General features: G+C 70.2%; 15 protein-coding genes. 9 read left to right on the top strand and 6 right to left on the bottom strand.

All coding sequences use genetic code 11. From position 1 onward, the window contains the following. Position 1 precedes the first annotated feature (1 nt). The 5 genes from dut to dxs all read left to right on the top strand — a co-directional run bounded on the left by dut (position 2) and on the right by dxs (position 6,886). On the top strand, positions 2-451 hold the full coding sequence (gene dut / locus KY498_RS02165; RefSeq protein WP_191008594.1) for a dUTP diphosphatase: 450 nt from the start codon (positions 2-4) through the stop codon (positions 449-451). Further along, the gene (locus tag KY498_RS02160) at positions 448-1,032 is read left to right on the top strand and encodes a DUF3710 domain-containing protein (RefSeq protein ID WP_060959555.1); all 585 of its coding nucleotides are present in this window, start codon (positions 448-450) and stop codon (positions 1,030-1,032) included. Before dut ends, KY498_RS02160 begins: the two co-directional genes overlap by 4 nt. Continuing rightward, the gene (locus KY498_RS02155; protein ID WP_101306354.1) at positions 1,029-1,781 is read left to right on the top strand and encodes a DUF3159 domain-containing protein; all 753 of its coding nucleotides are present in this window, start codon (positions 1,029-1,031) and stop codon (positions 1,779-1,781) included. The genes KY498_RS02160 and KY498_RS02155 overlap by 4 nt, the downstream gene beginning before the upstream one ends. 201 nt (positions 1,782-1,982) lie before the next feature. After that, positions 1,983-4,820, top strand: coding sequence for an aconitate hydratase (locus KY498_RS02150; RefSeq protein ID WP_060959557.1), 2,838 nt, complete (start codon positions 1,983-1,985; stop codon positions 4,818-4,820). Positions 4,821-4,906: 86 nt separating this feature from the next. Next, the gene (gene dxs, locus KY498_RS02145) at positions 4,907-6,886 is read left to right on the top strand and encodes a 1-deoxy-D-xylulose-5-phosphate synthase (protein ID WP_060959558.1); all 1,980 of its coding nucleotides are present in this window, start codon (positions 4,907-4,909) and stop codon (positions 6,884-6,886) included. Between the two features lie 6 nt (positions 6,887-6,892). Here dxs and KY498_RS02140 read toward each other — a convergent pair whose 3' ends face one another. Both KY498_RS02140 and KY498_RS02135 read right to left on the bottom strand, forming a co-directional pair. Continuing rightward, positions 6,893-7,396 carry a hypothetical protein gene (locus KY498_RS02140; RefSeq protein WP_191008595.1) on the bottom strand — a complete coding sequence of 168 codons (504 nt, stop codon included), beginning with the start codon at positions 7,394-7,396 and terminating at the stop codon, positions 6,893-6,895. Then, on the bottom strand, positions 7,393-8,073 hold the full coding sequence (locus KY498_RS02135; protein ID WP_191008596.1) for a TetR/AcrR family transcriptional regulator: 681 nt from the start codon (positions 8,071-8,073) through the stop codon (positions 7,393-7,395). Before KY498_RS02135 ends, KY498_RS02140 begins: the two co-directional genes overlap by 4 nt. 42 nt (positions 8,074-8,115) lie before the next feature. Between KY498_RS02135 and pepN the strand changes: the two genes are divergently transcribed. Then, positions 8,116-10,629: an aminopeptidase N gene (pepN, locus tag KY498_RS02130; protein WP_191008597.1), complete on the top strand. Its 2,514-nt coding sequence runs from the start codon at positions 8,116-8,118 to the stop codon at positions 10,627-10,629. 116 nt (positions 10,630-10,745) lie between these two features. On the opposite strand, the gene KY498_RS02125 is transcribed toward pepN, so the two are convergent. The 4 genes from KY498_RS02125 to KY498_RS02110 all read right to left on the bottom strand — a co-directional run bounded on the left by KY498_RS02125 (position 10,746) and on the right by KY498_RS02110 (position 15,971). Next, a complete protein-coding gene (locus tag KY498_RS02125) occupies positions 10,746-12,890 on the bottom strand; it encodes a 3-hydroxyacyl-CoA dehydrogenase NAD-binding domain-containing protein (protein WP_191008598.1) in 2,145 nt (714 codons plus the stop codon). A gap of 11 nt (positions 12,891-12,901) precedes the next feature. Beyond that, on the bottom strand, positions 12,902-14,104 hold the full coding sequence (locus KY498_RS02120; RefSeq protein ID WP_061781758.1) for a thiolase family protein: 1,203 nt from the start codon (positions 14,102-14,104) through the stop codon (positions 12,902-12,904). A 72-nt stretch (positions 14,105-14,176) separates the two neighbouring features. Further along, positions 14,177-15,373 (bottom strand): HRDC domain-containing protein, encoded by a 1,197-nt coding sequence (locus KY498_RS02115; RefSeq protein WP_060959564.1) that lies wholly within the window; start codon positions 15,371-15,373, stop codon positions 14,177-14,179. Next, the gene (locus KY498_RS02110; RefSeq protein ID WP_060959565.1) at positions 15,366-15,971 is read right to left on the bottom strand and encodes a DUF3000 domain-containing protein; all 606 of its coding nucleotides are present in this window, start codon (positions 15,969-15,971) and stop codon (positions 15,366-15,368) included. Before KY498_RS02110 ends, KY498_RS02115 begins: the two co-directional genes overlap by 8 nt. Before the next feature lie 25 nt (positions 15,972-15,996). On the opposite strand from KY498_RS02110, the gene KY498_RS02105 reads away from it, so the two are divergent. The 3 genes from KY498_RS02105 to KY498_RS02095 all read left to right on the top strand — a co-directional run bounded on the left by KY498_RS02105 (position 15,997) and on the right by KY498_RS02095 (position 19,735). Next, positions 15,997-17,247 carry a S9 family peptidase gene (locus KY498_RS02105; protein WP_191008599.1) on the top strand — a complete coding sequence of 417 codons (1,251 nt, stop codon included), beginning with the start codon at positions 15,997-15,999 and terminating at the stop codon, positions 17,245-17,247. Continuing rightward, the gene (gene zapE / locus KY498_RS02100; protein WP_191008600.1) at positions 17,244-18,272 is read left to right on the top strand and encodes a cell division protein ZapE; all 1,029 of its coding nucleotides are present in this window, start codon (positions 17,244-17,246) and stop codon (positions 18,270-18,272) included. The genes KY498_RS02105 and zapE overlap by 4 nt, the downstream gene beginning before the upstream one ends. A 191-nt stretch (positions 18,273-18,463) precedes the next feature. Further along, a complete protein-coding gene (locus KY498_RS02095; protein WP_060959568.1) occupies positions 18,464-19,735 on the top strand; it encodes an ammonium transporter in 1,272 nt (423 codons plus the stop codon). Positions 19,736-19,891: the final 156 nt, after the last annotated feature.

Raw genomic sequence — 19,891 nt, 5'->3', positions numbered from 1 at the left:
AGTGATCGAATCCGTGGACGTTCCCATTATCGCGTCGCAGGTTCCCGTCTACGCGCACCCGGGCGATGCCGGCGCCGATCTGGTCGCGACCGAAGCCGTCCGCCTCGAGCCCGGCGAGCGGGCGCTCGTGGGAACGGGCGTGCGCATCGCACTGCCCGACGGCTACGTCGCGTTCGTCGTCCCGCGCAGCGGGCTGGCCGCCAAGCACGGCATCACCATCGTCAACGCGCCCGGAACGATCGACGCCGGCTACCGGGGCGAGATCAAGGTGGCGCTGTTGAACACCGACCCCCGCGTCGCGTACGAGATCGCCCCCGGCGACCGCATCGCGCAGATCATCGTCATGCCCGTGCCGCGCGTCCGCTTCCTTCCCGTCGAGACGTTGCCCGAGTCCACCCGGGGCGAGGGCGGCTTCGGCTCGACGGGCTACCAGACAGGAGTCATCGCATGAGCGACGAACCGCAGACCCCCGGCGCCGGCGACCGCGCCTCGACCGGCCCGTTCGACGAGTCGGAGGCCAACCCGGTCCGGCCGTACATCGACCTCGGCGGCATCAAGGTACTCCCGCGGGAGGGCCTCAACCTCCGTCTCGAAGTGGAGGAGCAGACGAAGCGGATCGTGGCCGTCGGCCTCGACTACGCCGAGTCGACCCTGCAGGTGCAGCCCTTCGCCGCCCCCCGCTCGAGCGGCCTGTGGGACGAGACCCGCGAGCAGATCCGCCAGCAGATCCGCCAGCAGGGCGGACGGGTCGAGGAGCGCGAGGGCCCGCTCGGGCCGGAGCTGCTGGCCGAGGTGCCGGTCGTCAGCGGACCCGACGCCGTCGCGGGCAAGCGCCTCGCGCGGTTCGTCGGCGTCGACGGTCCGCGGTGGTTCCTGCGCGGCGTCATCGGCGGCGCGGCCACCACCGACGTCGATGCCGCGGCACGGGTGGAAGACCTCTTCCGTTCGATCGTGGTCGTCCGCGGCGGCAGCCCCATGCCCCCGCGCGACCTGATCCCGCTGAAGATGCCGGCAGCTCCCGGTACGGCATGAGCATCCCCGACGACGACGCGCGAGCGTCGGCATCCGACCCCCTCACGCCGCCGTCGGCCTCCGACATCCTGGGACAGGCGCTCGGCGGTGCCGCGCGGCGGGCCGGACTGGACCCGTCGCGACAGTCGCACACCGGTCACGTCGTGTGGGCCGCCATGGGCGGCTGGCGGGGCGTGCTGGAGAGCGTGCTGCCGGGGCTGGCGTTCGTCATCCTCTTCACGGTGACGCAGGACCTCGCGCTCTCGCTCGCGATCTCGGTGGGAGCCGCGGCGCTGTTCACCGTCGTGAGACTCGTGCAGCGCTCGCCCGTCAGCGCTGCGCTGGGCGGTCTCATCGCCGCCGCAGCCGCCGCAGCGCTCGCGCTGTGGACCGGACGCGGCCAGGACAACTTCGTCCCCGGCCTCATCACCAACGCCGTGTACGGCACCGCGTTCCTCGTGTCGGCCCTCATCGGGTGGTCGATCATCGGCCTGGCGGTCGGCTTCCTCATGAACGAGGGCACCGCCTGGCGGGCCGACAACCGCAAACGTCGCGTCTTCTTCTGGCTGGCGATCGCCTGGGCCGGCCTCTTCTACCTCCGTCTCGCCGTGCAGCTCCCGTTCTACTTCTCCGGCGACGTCACGACCCTCGGGACCCTCAAGCTCGTGATGGGTCTGCCGCTGTTCGCTCCGCTCGTCGCCGTGACCTGGCTCGCCGTCCGGGCGGTCTACCCGCGCCGCGTCGAGGACGACGGCGACGTCGCGGCGTGATAGATTTATCTTGATATCAAGATAAATTCGTCCCCTCGCGGTACGCCACCGGCGCCCACCGCGGGTAAGGCCAGCCTCACTAGCCCGGCGACGCGGCGGCGGGGAAGATGGAGGATCAGGCAACGGCCCTCCATGCCGAACCCTGCATCCGCCGACGACTGAGCCCGCGGCCTCAGGAACTCCCAACGAAGGAGAGCAGACGTGTCCACTGTTGACAGCTTCGGAGCCAAGAGCACCCTCACGGTCGGTGGCACCGACTACGAGATCTATCGGATCGACACCGTCGCCGGTTACGAGAAGCTCCCGTTCAGCCTCAAGGTGCTGCTGGAGAACCTTCTGCGCACCGAGGACGGCGCGAACGTCACCAAGTCCCAGATCGAGGCCCTCGGCAACTGGGATGCCGACGCGGAGCCCGACACGGAGATCCAGTTCACGCCCGCGCGCGTCGTGATGCAGGACTTCACCGGCGTGCCCTGCATCGTCGACCTCGCCACGATGCGCGAGGCCGTCACGGCCCTCGGCGGCGACCCGGCGAAGATCAACCCGCTCTCGCCCGCCGAGATGGTCATCGACCACTCCGTCATCGCCGACCTGTTCGGCACCGAGAACGCGCTCGAGCGCAACGTCGAGATCGAGTACGAGCGCAACGGCGAGCGTTACCAGTTCCTGCGCTGGGGCCAGACGGCGTTCGACGACTTCAAGGTCGTCCCGCCGGGCACCGGCATCGTCCACCAGGTCAACATCGAGCACCTGGCCAAGGTCATCTACGACCGCACCGGCCGCGACGGCGTGCTGCGGGCGTACCCCGACACCTGCGTCGGCACCGACTCGCACACCACCATGGTCAACGGCCTGGGCGTGCTCGGCTGGGGCGTCGGCGGCATCGAGGCCGAGGCCGCGATGCTCGGCCAGCCCGTGTCGATGCTCATCCCGCGCGTCGTCGGCTTCAAGCTGACCGGGGAGATCCCGGCGGGCGTGACGGCCACCGACGTCGTGCTCACCATCACCGACATGCTGCGAAAGCACGGCGTCGTCGGCAAGTTCGTCGAGTTCTACGGTGCCGGCGTGGCGTCGGTGCCGCTCGCCAACCGCGCCACCATCGGCAACATGAGCCCCGAGTTCGGCTCCACCGCGGCGATCTTCCCGATCGACGACGTGACGCTCGACTACCTGCGTCTCACCGGCCGCGACGAGCAGACCGTCGCCCTCGTCGAGGCGTACGCGAAGGAGCAGAAGCTCTGGCACGACGCCGCCAGCGAGCCCGTCTTCAGCGAGTACATGGAGCTCGACCTCTCGACGGTCGTACCGTCGATCGCCGGCCCGAAGCGCCCGCAGGACCGCATCCTGCTCAGCGAGGCCAAGACCCAGTTCGAGAAGGACATCGTCGACTACACGACGCCGTCGGTGTCGAACTCGATCGTCGACCTCGAGTCGAAGCACTCGTTCCCGGCCTCCGACCCCGGCTCCGCCCCGGGCGACGAAGAGCCCGAGACGCGCGACGTCCACATCTCCAGCGGCGCTCCGGCCGCGGCATCCAACCCGGTGCCGGTGACCTCACCCGCGGGCGACTCGTACCTGCTCGACAACGGCGCCGTCACCCTCGCCGCCATCACGTCGTGCACCAACACCTCGAACCCGTCGGTCATGATCGCCGCGGGCCTGCTCGCCCGCAAGGCGCGCAACCGGGGCCTCAAGCAGAAGCCGTGGGTCAAGACGACGCTGGGCCCGGGATCGAAGGTCGTCACCGACTACTACGAGAAGTCCGGACTCGACAAGGACCTCGAGGGCCTCGGCTTCTACACCGTCGGCTACGGCTGCACGATCTGCATCGGCAACTCCGGACCGCTCATCGAAGAGGTGTCGGCGGCCATCAACGAGAACGACCTCGCCGTCACGGCCGTCCTTTCGGGCAACCGCAACTTCGAGGGGCGCATCAGCCCCGACGTGAAGATGAACTACCTCGCCTCGCCGCCCCTCGTGGTCGCGTACGCCCTGGCCGGGTCGATGCACTTCGACTTCGAGACCGACCCGCTCGGGAAGGATGCCGAGGGCAACGACGTGTTCCTCAAGGACATCTGGCCGTCGCCCGAGGAGGTCCAGGAGGTCATCGACTCGTCGATCTCGCGCGACCAGTTCATCAAGCAGTACGCCACCGTGTTCGACGGCGACGAGCGCTGGACGAGCCTGCCCACCCCCGAGGGCCCGGTCTTCGAGTGGGATGCCGACTCGACCTACGTCCGCAAGGCGCCGTACTTCGAGGGCATGTCGATGGACCTCACCCCGGTGAGCGACATCCACGGCGCACGCGTCATGGCGGCGCTGGGCGACTCGGTCACGACGGACCACATCTCGCCGGCCGGCAACATCAAGGCGGGCACCCCCGCCGCGCAGTACCTCACGGAGCACGGCGTCGCGCAGAAGGACTTCAACTCCTACGGCTCGCGCCGCGGCAACCACGAGGTCATGATCCGCGGCACCTTCGCGAACATCCGCCTCAAGAACGAGCTGGTCGCCGCCGTCAACGACGGTCAGATCATCGAGGGGGGCTTCACCCGCGACTTCACGCAGGAGGGCGGCCCGCAGTCGTACATCTTCGACGCGTGCGAGAATTACCGCGCCCAGGGCACCCCGCTCGTCGTGTTCGGCGGCAAGGAGTACGGCTCCGGCTCGTCGCGCGACTGGGCGGCCAAGGGCACGTCCCTCCTCGGCGTGAAGGCCGTCATCACCGAGAGCTTCGAGCGCATCCACCGCTCGAACCTCATCGGCATGGGCGTCGTCCCGCTGCAGTTCCCCGACGGCCAGAGCTGGAAGTCGCTCGGCCTCGACGGCACCGAGATCGTCTCGATCGAGGGCCTCGAGCAGCTCAACGAGGGCGTCACGCCGAAGACCGTGAAGGTCACCGCGGCCCCCAGCGAGTTCTCGCCGGAAGGCAAGGAGACCATCGTCTTCGACGCCAAGGTGCGCATCGACACCCCCGGTGAGGCGGACTACTACCGCAACGGCGGCATCCTCCAGTACGTGCTGCGCTCGCTCGTCTGATCGCCGCGTATAACGCCCCGGCATCGGTCCCCGCAAGGGGACGCGGATGCCGGGGCGTTCGCGTGCGCGCGAAGTAGACTCGGAGGATGAGTCTGCTCGCCTCGATCACCGGTCCGCGGGACCTGGACTCCCTGTCCGCGGAGCAGCTCGCGCAGCTCGCGCAGGAGGTCCGCGAGTTCCTGATCGAGAACGTCGCCCGCACGGGCGGACACCTCGGCCCGAACCTCGGTGTCGTCGAGCTGACGATCGCCCTGCACCGCGTCTTCGACTCGCCGAACGACCCGTTCGTCTTCGACACCGGACACCAGTCGTACGTGCACAAGCTCCTGACGGGGCGTCAGGACTTCCGCGAGCTGCGCTCCCGCGGCGGACTGGCCGGCTACCCCCAGCGGGCGGAGAGCGTCCACGACGTCGTCGAGTCCTCGCACGCCTCCAGCTCCCTCAGCTGGGCCGACGGCATCTCGCGCGCGCTGACCCGCACCGGCCGCAAGGACCACCACGTCGTGGCGGTCGTCGGCGACGGCGCCCTGACCGGCGGTATGACGTGGGAGGCGCTCAACAACATCTCCGACGACAACGACCGCAACCTCGTCATCGTCGTCAACGACAACGGCCGCTCCTACGCGCCGACCATCGGCGGCATGGCGCGCTACCTCAACCGCGTGCGCACGCTGGAGAGCTACGAGAGCCTGCGCAAGAGCTCGGCATCCTTCTTCCGTCGCCTCGGGCCCATGGGGCGCGCGCTCTATCGCGGGGTGCGCGGAGGCACGCACGGCTTCCTCTCCCGATTCTCGAACAACGAAGCCCTGTACTCGAACCTCGACATCAAGTACCTGGGTCCGATCGACGGCCACGACCTCGTCGCTCTGCAGGAGACGCTGCAGCTCGCGAAGGACTACAGCGCACCCGTCATCGTCCACGTCATCACCGAGAAGGGGCGCGGGTACGAACCCGCGCGCAACGACGAGGCGGACCAGTTCCACGCGGTCGGCAAGATCGACCCCGCCACGGGGGAGCCGCTGGGCTCCTCGGATGCCGTCGCCTGGACCGACGTCTTCGCCGACGCCCTCCTCCACGCGGGGGAGCGGCGAGACGACGTCATCGCGATCACGGCGGCCATGCTGCGGCCGACGGGCTTGCAGCCGTTCGCGCAGCGCTTCCCCGACCGCGTCTACGACGTGGGCATCGCGGAACAGCACGCCGTGGCATCCGCCGCGGGGCTCGCGTTCGGCGGCCTGCACCCGGTCGTCGCGATCTACGCGACCTTCATGAATCGCGCCTTCGACCAGGTTCTGATGGACGTCGCGCTGCACCGCGCCGGTGTCACGTTCGTGCTCGACCGCTCCGGAGTGACCGGCCCCGACGGTCCGAGCCATCACGGCGTGTGGGACCTCGCGATGCTGCAGCTCGTCCCCGGCATCCGCATCGCCGCACCCCGCGACGAGGCCCGCCTGCGGGAGGAGTTCGACGAGGCGATCGCCGTCGAGGACGCACCGACCGTCATCCGCTTCCCCAAGGGCGCCGTGGCGACGGAGCAGCCGGCGATCGAGCGTCTGCCCGACGGCGTCGACGTGCTGTGGCGCGACGGCGCGGAGGACGTGCTGCTGGTCGGCATCGGACCGATGACGCAGCTGGCCGTCGAGGTCGCGACGCGTCTTCGCGCGCAGGGGATCGGGGCGACCGTGGTGGATCCGCGGTGGGTCGTGCCCGTTCAGCCGTCGATCGTGAAGCTCGCCGCCGCGCACCGTCTCGTGATCACGATCGAGGACGGCATCCGCGTCGGCGGGGTCGGCACGCGCGTGCGGCAGGTTCTGCGCGAAGCGGGCGTGGACACCGCGGTGGACGAGTTGGGTCTGCCCGACGCCTTCATCGATCACGCGACGCGGGAGCAGATCCTCGAGGATGCCGGGCTGTCGGCGGCGAAGATCGCGCAGGACGTCGTCGCCCAGGTGCTGGGGACGCGGATCCCGGTGGCGCGCCCATCCAGCGACACGGGCGCCATCTGGACCGTGCAAGGCGGGGCGGGCAGCTCCGAGCACGCCGAGCACGGGGACGGCCGCGGCTGAGGCCGCTCACCCGCCGAGCAGGCGGTCCTCCTCTTCGATCGCGGGGGTGCGACGCTTCGGTGTCCGCGCTCCCTGCCACCGTCCGTAGGCCGTGGCGCCCGCGCAGAGCGCGAGCAGGACCGTGACGATCGTCGGATCGAGCGCCACCGCTCTCGACAGCGCGACGAACACACCGACCACCGCCGCACCGATGCCGACGCCGAAAGCCGCGAAAGCAACGAGGTGGACCCAGCGGCGACGCACGCCGCGAAGCGCGTGGCCGATCAGCGCGGCGACGGGAAGTCCGACGATCGTCACGACCAGCGAGATGAGCGCGCCGAGGACGGCGAACCATCCGGCGGCGTAGACCGCCACGGAGACGGTCGACAGGTCGAACCGCGCGGCGCTGACCACCAGCGTCCACACCCCAGCAGCGATCACGAGCAGCGCGACGAAACCGAGCCACGCGTGCAGCGCACCGCGCCAGAGCTGGTCGCGCGTGAAGGCTGCCGGTCGCACCGGTGCGCTCACCGCCCTGCCTCCGCGATGAGCTCGAGCAGATCGCGGACGACGCCGCGCACCAGCGGCAGCCGCGCCAGGGGCAGGGTGGTCCGCAGCAGCGCGAGTCCGCGATCGAGCAGTCGCCGGGTGCGCTCCTGCCCCTCGGAGCGGTCGTAGACCCAGAACAGGGCGAGGAGGAGATGCCCCAGGAAGAGCGCGGGCGGCAGCGAGCGGGCGAGCTCTGTCGGCACCGCGCCCGAGCGGGCGCCCTGCACCGCCTCCGCGAACAGGCCTTCGGTGATGGCGCGGGCCTCACGGGAGGCCTCCGCGAGCGGGTTGATCTCCGAGCGCGGCGAGACGGCGGCGGAGAGGAACTCGGCCGCGTGCCCGTGGTAGGCGGTGAGCTGATCGAGCCCCGTGCGATAGACGATCGCGATGCGGTCGACGATCTCGTCCGCGTCGGCGAGACGGGGCGCGGCGGCCTCGCGGTGTCCGCGCTGCACGTCGAGGTACAACTCCTGCACCAGGTCGTTCTTGGTGGCGAAGTGGTAGTAGGCGTTGCCGACCGATACGCCGGCCTCCTGCGCGATCAGACGCATCGTGGTGGCGTCGTAGCCCCGGTCGCGGAACGACTTCAGCGCGATCTCGCGCAGCCGCGCCCGCGTCCGGTCGCTCTTCGACATCGCGGGTGCCTCAGAAGTGAACATGTTCGAAAAATAGCACAACCCGCCCCGTGACAGCATGGAGGGATGAGCTCCGCCAACCTCACGCGCGAAGAGACGGCGGCACGCGCCGCGGTCATCCACCTCGACACCGTCGACATCGATCTCGACCTCCGCTCGGCCCCGGATGCCGCCGAGAGCACCTTCCGCACACGCGCGACCCTCACCTTCACCGCTCGGGCGGAGAGCACGTGGATCGACTTCATCGGCGCCGCGGTGGACGCGGTCGTCGTCAACGGCGTCGAGCAGGGAGTCGACTGGGACGGCGCACGCGTGAGCGTCGCCGGGCTGCGCACCGCAGCGAGCACCACGAACACCGTCACGATCGTCGCCACCGGGCGATACAGCACGTCGGGCGAGGGCCTGCACCGCTTCCGCGACCCCGTCGACGGCGAGACCTACCTGTACACCCAGTACGAGCCGGCCGACTGCCGGCGCGTGTACCCCTGCTTCGAGCAGCCCGACATGAAGGCGCGCTGGCGCTTCACGGTCACCGCTCCCGCCGGCTGGCAGGTGCTCTCCAACGGCGCCGAGACCCGCCGCGAGCCCGTCGACGGGGGAGTGCGCACCCGGTTCGCCGAGACCCTGCCGCTGTCGAGCTACATCACCGCGGTCGCGGCGGGTCCGTATCACCGCGTCGACGGCACGCACCACGGCGCAGCCGGCGAGATCCCTCTCGGAGTGCTGTGCCGCGCCTCCCTCGCTCCTCATCTGGATGCCGACGAGATCCTGGACATCACGCGACGGGGGCTGACGTTCTTCGAGGAGGCGTTCGACTTCCCGTACCCCTGGGGCACGTACGACCAGATCTTCGTGCCGGAGTACAACCTGGGCGCCATGGAGAACCCGGGCCTGGTGACCTTCACCGAGGCCTACGTGTTCCGCGGCGCGTCCACCGCCGCGCAGCACGAGGCCCGGGCGAACACGATCCTGCACGAGATGGCCCACATGTGGTTCGGCGACCTCGCGACGATGCGGTGGTGGGACGACCTCTGGCTGAAGGAGTCGTTCGCCGACTACATGGGCACGCATGCCGCGGCCGCGGTCGGCGGGTTCCCGGATGCCTGGGTCAGCTTCGCCACGCGACGCAAGGGCTGGGCCTACACGCAGGACCAGCTGCCGACGACGCACCCGATCGTCGCGGACATCCCCGACCTCGAGGCCGCGAAGCTCAACTTCGACGGCATCACCTACGCCAAGGGCGCCTCCGTGCTCAAGCAGCTCGTCGGCTTCGTCGGCGAAGACGCCTTCTTCCGCGGCGCGCAGCGCTACTTCGCCGACCACGCGTACGGCAGCACCACCCTGCCCGACCTGCTCAGCGCCCTCGAACAGGCGTCCGGACGCGACCTGCGCTCCTGGAGCGCGGCGTGGCTGCAGACGACCGGCGTCACCGAGCTGCGCGCCGAGCGCACCGCCGACGCGCTCGAGCTGACGGTGTCCACGGTGCGCCCCGATCGCGTGACCGTCGGGCTCTACGTCGAGCGCGACGGCCGCCTCGTCCGCCGCGTCGGCCTGGCGACCGACATCACCGCCGAACGCACCGCGCTCACCGGCGCGGCTCTGGAGGACGTGGTTCTCATCGTCCCCAACGACGACGACCGGACGTACGCGAAGGTCCGGCTGGACGACGCGTCGACGGACGCCGTCGCGCGCGGCCTCTCGACGATCGACGACGCTCTCGCGCGGGCCGTCGTCTGGGCGGCCCTCTGGAACGCGGTGCGCGACGGCATCCTGCCCGCTCAGCAGTACGTCGGAATCGTCGCGCGGCACGCGCCGTCGGAGACCGATGCCGCGCTGCTGACCGAGGCCGCCGCCCGCGCGGCCTTCACGATCGCGCACTTCGCGGCGGACGGCGACCGGTCCGCCCTGGCGGCGCAGTGGCTGGAGACGGCGTGGAACGCGCTGCAGCACGCGAGGCCCGGGTCTGACGCGCAGCTCATCTGGGCCCGCACGGTCGGCGCCGCGGCATCCGTCAGCGCCGAGCGCGCGCCGGACCTGCGTGCGATCCTCGCCGGCGCCGCCCCGGCACCGGAAGGGCTGAGGCTCGACCCCGACCTCCGCTGGGCCTGGACCGTCGCCCTGTCGGCCACCGGCCACGCGGATGACGCGGACATCGCGGGCGAGCTGGCTGCCGACGACACGGCGTCGGGACGCGTCGCGGCACGCACCGCCCGGACGGCGCGTCCGGATGCCGCGGTCCGCGCCGCCGCCTGGAACGACGCCTGGACCGACGCGACCTTGACCAACGACCATCTGGACGCGACGATCGCCGGCGTGCGCGCCGGCGGACGCCGCGACCTCATCGCCGGCTTCGACGACGACTACTACGCGCGCATCCTGCCCGCATGGCGGTCGCGCTCGATCGAGATCGCCCGGCGCCTCGTGATCGGCCTCTTCCCGGCATCCCCCTCGCTCGACGCCGCCGACGCGTGGCTGCGGGATCACCCGGACGCGCCGGGGGCCCTCCGCCGTCTCGTGATCGAGCAGCGCGACGGCCTCGCGCGCGATCTGCGGGTGCGGGCGGCACAGCCCTCGCGCTGAGCAGGCGACGGCGCAGCCACCGGATTCGGACATGAAGAACGGAATCGGATGCCGCGAGGTGCGGCATCCGATTCCGTTGTGATCATCCGAATCCGTGACGGCGGATCCGGCGGTCGTCAGCCGCCGATGCCGCGGATGGGCGGGTGGTGGAAGGTGTCGCCGAACGCCCGCTCGGACGCCCCCTCGCGGTCGAGGTAGGGCGACGCGCCGCCGTCGATGAACGGCCAGCCCGCACCGAGGATGAGGCACAGGTCGATGTCCTCGACCTCGGGCACGACGCCCTCGTCGAGCATCAGCTTGATCTCGGTGGCGAGGCCGTCCTGCACGCGACGCAGGATCGTGTCGGCGGATGCCGGTGCGGACCCGACATGGCCCTTCAGCGCCTTCTCGGCGGCCTTGGTGAATCCGGTCACCCGTCCACCCTTGTCCTTCTCCACGACCTCCGGCAGCTCGGCGAGCTGGTGGAAGTTCTCGTTCGCGTAGAAGCGGTCGGGGAACGCATGGACCATCGTGTCCTGCACGTGCGCCGCCACCTTCCAACCGACCAGGTCGATGAGCTGGAACGGCCCCATCGGCAGGCCGAGGGGGGCGAACGCCTTCTCGACGTCGGCGACCGGGGTGCCCTCGTACACGGCGCGAGCGGCCTCACCCATGACCTTCGCGAGCAGCCGGTTGACGACGAAGCCGGGGGCGTCGGCGGTCAGCACCGCGTTCTTGCCCAGCCCCCGCGCGACCACGAAGGCGGTCGACAGCGCAGCATCCGTCGTCTGCGGCGTCTTCACGATCTCGATGAGCGGCATGACCGCCACGGGGTTGAAGAAGTGGAAGCCGACGAGGCGTTCGGGGTGCGCGAGCTTCGAACCGATCTCTTCGACCGACAGCGACGAGGTGTTGGTCGCGAGGATCGCGTCTTCGGCGACGATCTTCTCGATCTCGCCGAAAACGGCCTGCTTGACCCCGACCTCCTCGAAGACCGCCTCGATGACGAAGTCGCAGTCGGCGTACAGGCTCTTGTCGGTCGTCCCGGTGACCAGCGCACGCAGCTTGTTCGCCGCGTCGGCGTCGAGGCGCCCCTTCGCCTCGAGCGTGCCGATCTCGTCGTGGATGTACGCGACACCCTTGTCGACGCGCGCCTGGTCGAGGTCGGTGATGAGCACCGGCACCTGGAGCTTGCGCACGAACAGCAGCGCGAACTGGCTCGCCATGAGACCGGCGCCGATGATGCCGACCTTGGTGACCTTCTTGGCGAGGGTCTTGTCCGGCGCGCCGACGGGACGCTTCGCGCGCTTCTGCACCAGGTCGAAGGCATACATGGATGCCGCGAACTGATCGCCCGTGACGAGGTCAGCCAGCGCCTCGTCCTCCCGCGCGAAGCCCTCGGCCTTCGTGCCGCTCTTCGCCTTGTCGAGCAGTTCGAGCGCGGCATAGGGGGAGCGGGGGACGGTGCCGATCTTTGATTCGAGCATGCCGCGTGCCATCTTGATGGCGATCGGCCATTTGGTGAGACGCTCGATCTTGCCCGGCTCGTTCTTGCGGTCGACCTTCACGGCACCCGTGAGGACGCCGTCGGCCCAGGCGAGGGAGCTCTCCAGGTAGGTCGCCGCGGGGAAGATCGCGTCGAAGATGCCGTACTCGAACGCCTGCTGGGGCTTCAGCATGCGGTTCTGCTTCAGCGGGTTGCTGATGACGACCTCGAGCGCGTTCTCGATGCCGATGAGGTTGGGCAGCAGGTAGGCGCCGCCCCACCCGGGGATGATCCCCAGGAACACCTCGGGCAGCGCGATCGCGGCCGCCGAGGCATCCACCGTGCGGTAGGTGGAGTTCAGGGCGATCTCCAGGCCGCCGCCGAGGGCGAGGCCGTTGACGAAGGCGAAGGACGGCACACCCAGGTCGCCGAGCGCGCCGATCACCTTGTGACCGAGCTGCGCCACCAGGCGGGCGTTGTCCTTCGACCCCACGCGGGTGATGTCGGAGAGGTCCGCACCGGCGGCGAGGATGTACTGCTTGCCGGTGATGCCGACGGCCTGGATCTCGCCGGCGGCGGCGCGCGCCTTCAGCGTCGCGAGCGTCTCGCCCAGCTCCGTGAGCGTCGCCGGACCCAGGGTGTTGGGGCGGGTGTGGTCGCGGCCGTTGTCGAGCGTGATGAGGGCGAGCACCTTCCCGGACGGGAGGGTGATGTCGCGCACGCGCGAGTGCGTGACGACCTCGCCGTCGGCGAGAGCGGTCAAGGGCGAGAAGTCGATCTCTTCGTAGTTGGTCATGTCCGTACCTCTCAGCGCTTCTTGCCGTTGTAGTGCGGGTTCTCCCAGATCACCGATCCGCCCTGCCCGAGACCGACGCACATCGCGGTCAGGCCGTAGCGGACATCGGGCCGCTCGGCGAACTGCGCGGCGAGCTGGATCATCAGGCGCACACCGGAGGCGGCCAGCGGATGACCCAGGGCGATCGCGCCGCCCCACTGATTGACGCGCGGGTCGTCGTCGGCGATGCCGAAGTGGTCCAGCAGCGACAGCACCTGCACCGCGAAGGCCTCGTTCAGCTCGAAGAGGCCGATGTCGTCGATCGTGAGCCCGGCCTTCTTCAGTGCCTTCTCCGTCGACGGGATGGGGCCAATGCCCATGATCTCCGGCTGCACACCGGCGAAGGCGAACGAGACCATGCGCATCTTCGGCGTCAGCCCGAGCTCCTTGACCGCGCCGCCGCCGGCCAGCAGCGACATCGTCGCGCCGTCGGTCAGGGGCGACGACGTGCCGGCCGTCACCCGACCGTGGGGGCGGAACGGCGTCTTCAGCGCCGCGAGGTCTTCCATCGTGGTCTGCGGGCGGCGGCCCTCGTCCTCGGTCGCCAGGCCCCAGGTGCCCTCGGCATCCTTGATCGCGACGGGCACGAGGTCGGGCTGGAATCTGCCGGCCTCGTACGCGGCCTGCGCCTTGTGCTGGCTGAGCATGCCGAACCGGTCGGAGCGCTCCTTGGTCAGCTGCGGGAAGCGGTCGAAGATGCGCTCGGCCGTCACACCCATGTTCAGCGCGCCTGGGTCGACCATCTTCTCGGCCACGAAGCGCGGGTTGGGGTCGGCGTTGCCGCCGATGGGGTAGTGCCCCATGTGCTCGACGCCGCCGGCGAGGGCGACGTCGTACATGCCGGCGCTGATCGATGCACCCATCATGGCGACGCTCGTCATCGCTCCGGCGCACATCCGGTCGATCGCGAAGCCCGGCACCGTCTGGGGCAGACCGGCGAGGATGGCCACCGAGCGCCCGAGCGTCAGCCCCTGCTCGCCCGTCTGGCTCGTGGCGGCGATCGCGACGTCGTCGACGCGCTCGGCGGGCACCGCGGCGTTGCGCGCCATGAGACCGATCGTCGCCTTGACCGCGAGGTCGTCCGCGCGGGTGTTCCAGTACATGCCCTTCTCGCCGGCACGCCCGAACGGGGTGCGCATTCCATCGACGAAGTAGACGTCCGAGAGCTCGGCCACACTGCCTCCAAGGGTTGAGATTCAGTCCAGCGTACGGTGAAACTCAGTCTCACCGAAACGCTTGGGACGATTCTACGATGCCAGGTCGGACGCAGCCTCGGGTGTCTGGACGGATTCGACAAAAGCGCCGGCGATGACGGGGGCGGTGAGCGCGATCTGCCACGGGCGCGCGCCGTGCGACGCGAGCGCGTCGCCGATGGATGCCGCGTCGATCTCAGCCGGGGGAGTCCAGGCGATGCGACGCAGAGTGTCGGGGGTCAGGAGGTTCTCGGTGGGCATCCGCAGCTCGACCGCGAGCTGCTCGAGCAGCGGTCGCGCGGCCTTCAGGCGCAGGTCGGCGGCGGGATTGCGATCCGCCCAGGCGCGAGGCGGCGGCATCCCGTCGCCCGTCGCGCGCTCCGCCGGCAGCACGGGATCGGCGCGGCCCGCCTCGATCGCGGCCCACCAGCGGTCGAGCTGGCTACGACTGGCTCGCCCCGTGAAGTCCTTCACGCGTGCCAGGTCCTGCTTGCTGGCCGGGTCGGCCAGCACCGCTGCGACCAGCGCGCGATCGGGAACCAGGCGGCCGGGGGAGGTGTCCTGCTCGCGCGCGAACTCCTCGCGCGCGAGCCACAGCGCACGGGCGACCGCCAGCGCGCGACGTCCGCGGACGGTGTGCAGGCCGCTGAGGCGACGCCACGGCTCTTCGCGGGCGGGTTTCACCGGTCGCGTGCGCACCGTCTCGAACTCCTGCGCCGCGATCTCCGTCTTGCCCTGCTCCTCGAGCTCGGCCACCAGCACGTCGTGGACGTCCACGAGATGGAGGACGTCGAGCGCCGCATACTCCAGCCACGGCTGCGGCAGCGGACGGGTCGACCAGTCGGCCGCGGAGTGGGCCTTGGCGAGACTGATGCCGAGCGTGTCCTCGACGACGGCGCCCAGTCCCACGCGCTCGTGCCCGAGCAGGCGGGCGGCCAGCTCGGTGTCGAAGAGGGACGGCGGCTCGAGACGCTCGTCGCGCAGCGACGGCAGGTCCTGACTCGCGGCGTGCAGGATCCAGGGGATGTCGCCGATCGCGTCCTGAAGCGCGCTGAGGTCGCCGACGGCCGGGGGGTCGATGAGGAAGACACCCGCCTCCCGCCGGAAGACCTGGATGAGGTACGCCCGCTGCGAGTACCGGAAGCCGGAGGCCCGCTCGACGTCGACCGCGACCGGGCCCGTGCCGGCGACGAGCGCGTCGACGGCGGTGGCGAGACCGGCGGCATCCGTGATGACGTCGTACTCAGCCACGCGTTCCCCTTCCCGTTGCACCCCGCTGCGAGCCGAACACGGCGATGCCCTCTGATCCCGGCGGAAGTCCCGCCAGCATGCACACCAGCTCCGCCCAGGCCTCGACATGAGCGGACAGATCGCCGTCGGGCGTCCAGGACGACCTCAACTCGATCTGCGCCCCGTCGCCTTCGTCGGCCAGCGATCCGAATCCCTTCGACAGGGTCTTCGTCGCCGTTCCGGACTCCGCATGGAAGGCCGCGCCGCGCGTGTCGAGCGCGTCGACGAGCCAGGACCAGGCGACGTCCGCGAGCAGCGGGTCGACGCCGATTTCAGGTTCGAGCGGAGCTTGCGCAAAACACACGATACGCCACGCGCCGCCCCAGGCGTCCGGCTCGGAGGGGTCGTGCATGAGCACGAAGCGCCCGGTGCCGTACTCGGAGTCGATGCCCTCGGCATCCGGTCGCACGTCGCCGGCGAACGCGATCGCCTCCGGGGCGAGACTCGTCGGCGCGGCGATCTCGCGCACGGAGAAGTCGGATCGGAACGTGAGGGCGCGCAGCTGCTGCGCGGCACGCGCGAAGGCGGGCGTCTCAGCGGCGGGACGGGTGTCATCCACGCTCACAGACTAGGATGGCCCCACGATGAAGGCACCCAGGCGCGCCGCCTTCGGCGCCTCACGAATCGGCCCTGCGGCGACTCTGCGGATGCTGGCTCTCGCTCTCGCCGCCGCCCTGTTCGCGGTGGTGGCGATGGCCGCGGGAGTCGCCCTCCGGATGGCCCGTCGCGTCGTGACCCCCTCGGGGCGCGTACCCGATACCCGCATCGTCGACATCGACGTCCCCGCGCAGACGATCACGCTGGCGCGCACCGCCGATACCGTGCTGCCCGGCCGCTACGGCCTGTTCACCACCGGATCGGCCGACTACCTGAAGGTCGGGTCGGTCCTCTCGAGCGACGAGACCACCGTCAAGCGCAAACTGCTCACCCAGGTGAGCGGGCAGTCGACGCTTGCGCCCGCCGCCGCGTTCAGCGGCTGGTACTACCAGCGGCCCGAGGAACTGCACCTTCCGTTCACGACGGAGCACGTCCACGCGGCGATCGGACCCTGCCCGGCCTGGCTGTTCCCCGCCGAGCCCACCCGCGACCTCGACGACGAGACCTGGGTCATCCAGATTCACGGGCGCGGCACCACACGGGCCGAATGCCTCCGCGCGGTCCCCGTCTTCCACGCGCTCGGCATCACCTCCCTCGTCGTGTCGTACCGCAACGACGGCGACGCCCCGCGCAGCCGTGCGGGCGCCTACGCGCTCGGCGCCACCGAGTGGCGCGACGTGGATGCCGCCGTCGGCTGGGCCCTCCGACACGGAGCGCGCCGCGTACTCCTGATGGGGTGGTCCATGGGCGGGGCCATCGCCCTGCAGACCTCGCTCGGCTCGGCGCATCGCGAACAGATCTCGGGCGTGATCCTCGACTCGCCCGTCGTGGACTGGCGCACCGTGCTCGCCTACCAGGCGAAGGCCCTGCACGTGCCGTCTCCGGTCACCGGTCTGGCCATCGGCGCGCTGCGCTCCGACTGGACCGCGCCGGCCACCGGTGCGGACGGGGCGATCCCGTTCGACCGGCTCGACATCGTGGCCCGGGCGGGCGAGCTGCGGCATCCCGTGCTCATCCTGCACAGCGACGACGACGGCTTCGTGCCCTCGAGCGCCTCCCACCGGCTCACCGCCGCGCGGCCCGATCTGGTCGACCTCCAGGTGTTCCGCACGGCCCGCCACACCAAGCTGTGGAACTACGACCAGCAGCGGTGGACCGACGCGATCGGCGACTGGCTCCGCGAACGCGACCTGCTGCCGGTGCCGGCGACGCACCCGACCGACGAGGGAGAACGATGACGTCGACGACCACCGGGATCGTCCGGCTCGCGGAGCGCCAGCCCGCCGTCTCGGGCGCCGAGATGGTGGCCGCGCTCGTGCCGCCGCCGCAGTTCGACGACGCGACGTTCGAGACCTATCGCGCCGATCCCGCCTACCCGTCGCAGCAGGAGGCGAAGGACCGCCTCATCGCGTTCAGCCGGGGGAGCGGCCCGGCCGAGCGCGGCGGGCTGTTCCGGCGGGCGAAGAAGGCACCCGAGATGAAGCACGGCGTCTATCTCGACGGCGGTTTCGGCGTCGGCAAGACCCACCTTCTCGCCGCGATCTACCACGCGGTGCCCGCACGCCGGAAGTACTTCGGCTCGTTCATCGAGTACACCGCCCTCGTCGGAGCGATCGGCTACCAGAAGACCGTCGAGCTGTTCCGCGGCGCCGATCTGCTCTGCATCGACGAGTTCGAGCTCGACGACCCCGGCGACACGATGGTGATGACGCGGCTGCTGGGAGAGCTGGTGCCCACCGGCACGCGGCTGGCCGCCACCTCCAACACCCCGCCGAACGCACTGGGGGAGGGCCGCTTCGCCGCCCAGGACTTCCTCCGAGAGATCCACGCGATGGCCGCGAGCTTCGAGACGATCCGCATCGACGGCACCGACTACCGCCAGCGTGCCATCGACGGCCACGCCGAGGTGTGGGACGACGACGGCTATCGCGCCGCGATCGACGAGGCCGCCGCATCCGGCGTGGTCTCCGACGACCGTTTCGGCGACCTGATCGCCCACCTCGCCACCGTGCACCCGTCCCGCTACGTGCGCCTGCTCGACGAGCTGTCGGCCATCGGCCTGCGCGATGTGGTCACACTGCAGGATCAGTCCGCGGCCCTGCGCCTGGTCGCCTTCGTCGACCGCGCCTACGACGCGCAGATCCCCGTCCGCGCGACCGGCCGCCCCCTCGACGAGGTCTTCGGCGACGACATGCTCGCCGGCGGATACCGGAAGAAGTACCTCCGCGCGATCTCGCGCCTCAACGCGCTCACGCATTCCTGAGGGGATTCACCGGCGTCGACCGCCCGGACGAAACGTGATGTTTACCTGAGCGGTGCCCGTGTAACCGACGCGAAACACGAGACGCATGCCGTCGGAAACGGCACGCCGCGACACTGATTGCGCTGGGACGTCCCGACCCCGAAACCGCGACGACCCGGTCCGAGTTACACAACACATCAGTGAGGACCTTCATGGACAGCGGAAATCTCGCTTGGTATATCGCCGCAACGGCGCTCGTGCTCTTTATGACGCCCGGAGTGGCCTTGTTCTACGGCGGGCTCGTCAAGGCCAAGAGCGTCATCAGCATGATGATGATGAGCTTCGGCGCGATGGGACTGGTCGCCGTGCTCTGGATCCTCTACGGATTCAACATGCAGACCGCCGACTGGTGGGGCGGCATCCTGGGCAACCCCTTCTCCGACTTCGGCCTCGGCACGATGGCGACCGGTGAGGACGCGACCGTGAACCTCACGGCCGTCGCCTATGGCGCCACCTTCGCGATCATCACCGTGGCCCTCATCTCCGGCGCGATCGCCGACCGCGCCCGCTTCGGCTCGTGGATGATCTTCGCGTTCTTCTTCGCGACGATCGACTACTTCGCCGTCGCCGGCTGGGTGTGGAACACCAACGGCTGGATCTTCAACCTGGGCACGACACTGGGCTTCTCGACCGAGGTGATCGACTACGCCGGTGGCACCGCTGTCCACATCAACGCCGGCGCGGCCGCCCTCGCGCTCGCCCTGGTCCTCGGCAAGCGCGTCGGCTTCCAGAAGGGCATCCACAAGCCGCACAACGTGCCGCTCGTGATGCTGGGAGCCGCGATCCTGTGGTTCGGCTGGTTCGGCTTCAACGCCGGCGCGGCCGCCTTCTACGCCGCCCCCGAGGGCACCACGGGTGACATCCTGAGCGGTATCGCCGGTGTCGGCTCGCCCGCGGGCCTCATCGTGCTCAACACGCTCGGCGCGACCGCTGCCGCCATCCTCGGCTGGGCGATCGTCGAGAAGCTCAAGGACGGCAAGCCCACGGCTGTCGGCGCCGCCTCCGGTGCCGTCGCGGGCCTCGTCGCGATCACCCCCTCCTGCGCCAACCTCGCTCCCGGTTGGGCTCTGCTGCTCGGCATCATCGCCGGTGCCGTCTGCGCCCTGGCCGTCGAGCTCAAGTGGCGCCTCGGGTTCGACGACTCGCTCGACGTGGTCGGCGTCCACCTGGTCGGCGGTCTGATCGGAACCCTGTTCCTCGGCTTCTTCGCGACCGGCACGGGCCTGTTCCTCGGCGGCAACGCCGAGCAGCTCATCCTGCAGGCGATCGCCGCGGTCACCGTGCTGATCTTCTCCTTCGTCGTCGCCTACGTGCTCGGCTTCATCATCGAGAAGACGATCGGCTTCCGCGTCAAGAACGAGGACGAGGTCGCCGGCATCGACACCGCCGTCCACGGTGAAGAGGGCTACGCGCTCGTCGACTGACGCTCCCGCGTCACCAGCCCGAAGGGGCGTCGGATCTCCCGGTCCGGCGCCCCTTCGGCGTGCGCCCACGCTCGCGGTGCGCCAGCCGCTACGCGTTGTACCAGCCGCCACGGGACGGACCGCCCGTGGGGTAGCGGCTCGCACGCGGGATAGCGG

Origin of the sequence: Microbacterium sp. PAMC21962 (genome assembly GCF_019443465.1) — a bacterium.
Taxonomy (GTDB): Bacteria; Actinomycetota; Actinomycetes; order Actinomycetales; family Microbacteriaceae; genus Microbacterium; species Microbacterium hominis.
Note: the sequence above shows the minus strand (reverse complement) of the source record. Positions and strands in the feature narration are given on the sequence as shown.

Coding starts and splice junctions, on each gene's coding strand:
- KY498_RS02160 (WP_060959555.1), top strand. CDS start 448: ATGAGCGACGAACCGCAGACCCCCGGCGCCGGCGACCGCGCCTCGACC.
- pepN (WP_191008597.1), top strand. CDS start 8,116: ATGAGCTCCGCCAACCTCACGCGCGAAGAGACGGCGGCACGCGCCGCG.
- zapE (WP_191008600.1), top strand. CDS start 17,244: ATGACGTCGACGACCACCGGGATCGTCCGGCTCGCGGAGCGCCAGCCC.
- KY498_RS02135 (WP_191008596.1), bottom strand. CDS start 8,073: ATGTTCACTTCTGAGGCACCCGCGATGTCGAAGAGCGACCGGACGCGG.
- KY498_RS02105 (WP_191008599.1), top strand. CDS start 15,997: ATGAAGGCACCCAGGCGCGCCGCCTTCGGCGCCTCACGAATCGGCCCT.
- KY498_RS02155 (WP_101306354.1), top strand. CDS start 1,029: ATGAGCATCCCCGACGACGACGCGCGAGCGTCGGCATCCGACCCCCTC.
- dxs (WP_060959558.1), top strand. CDS start 4,907: ATGAGTCTGCTCGCCTCGATCACCGGTCCGCGGGACCTGGACTCCCTG.
- KY498_RS02125 (WP_191008598.1), bottom strand. CDS start 12,890: ATGACCAACTACGAAGAGATCGACTTCTCGCCCTTGACCGCTCTCGCC.
- KY498_RS02095 (WP_060959568.1), top strand. CDS start 18,464: ATGGACAGCGGAAATCTCGCTTGGTATATCGCCGCAACGGCGCTCGTG.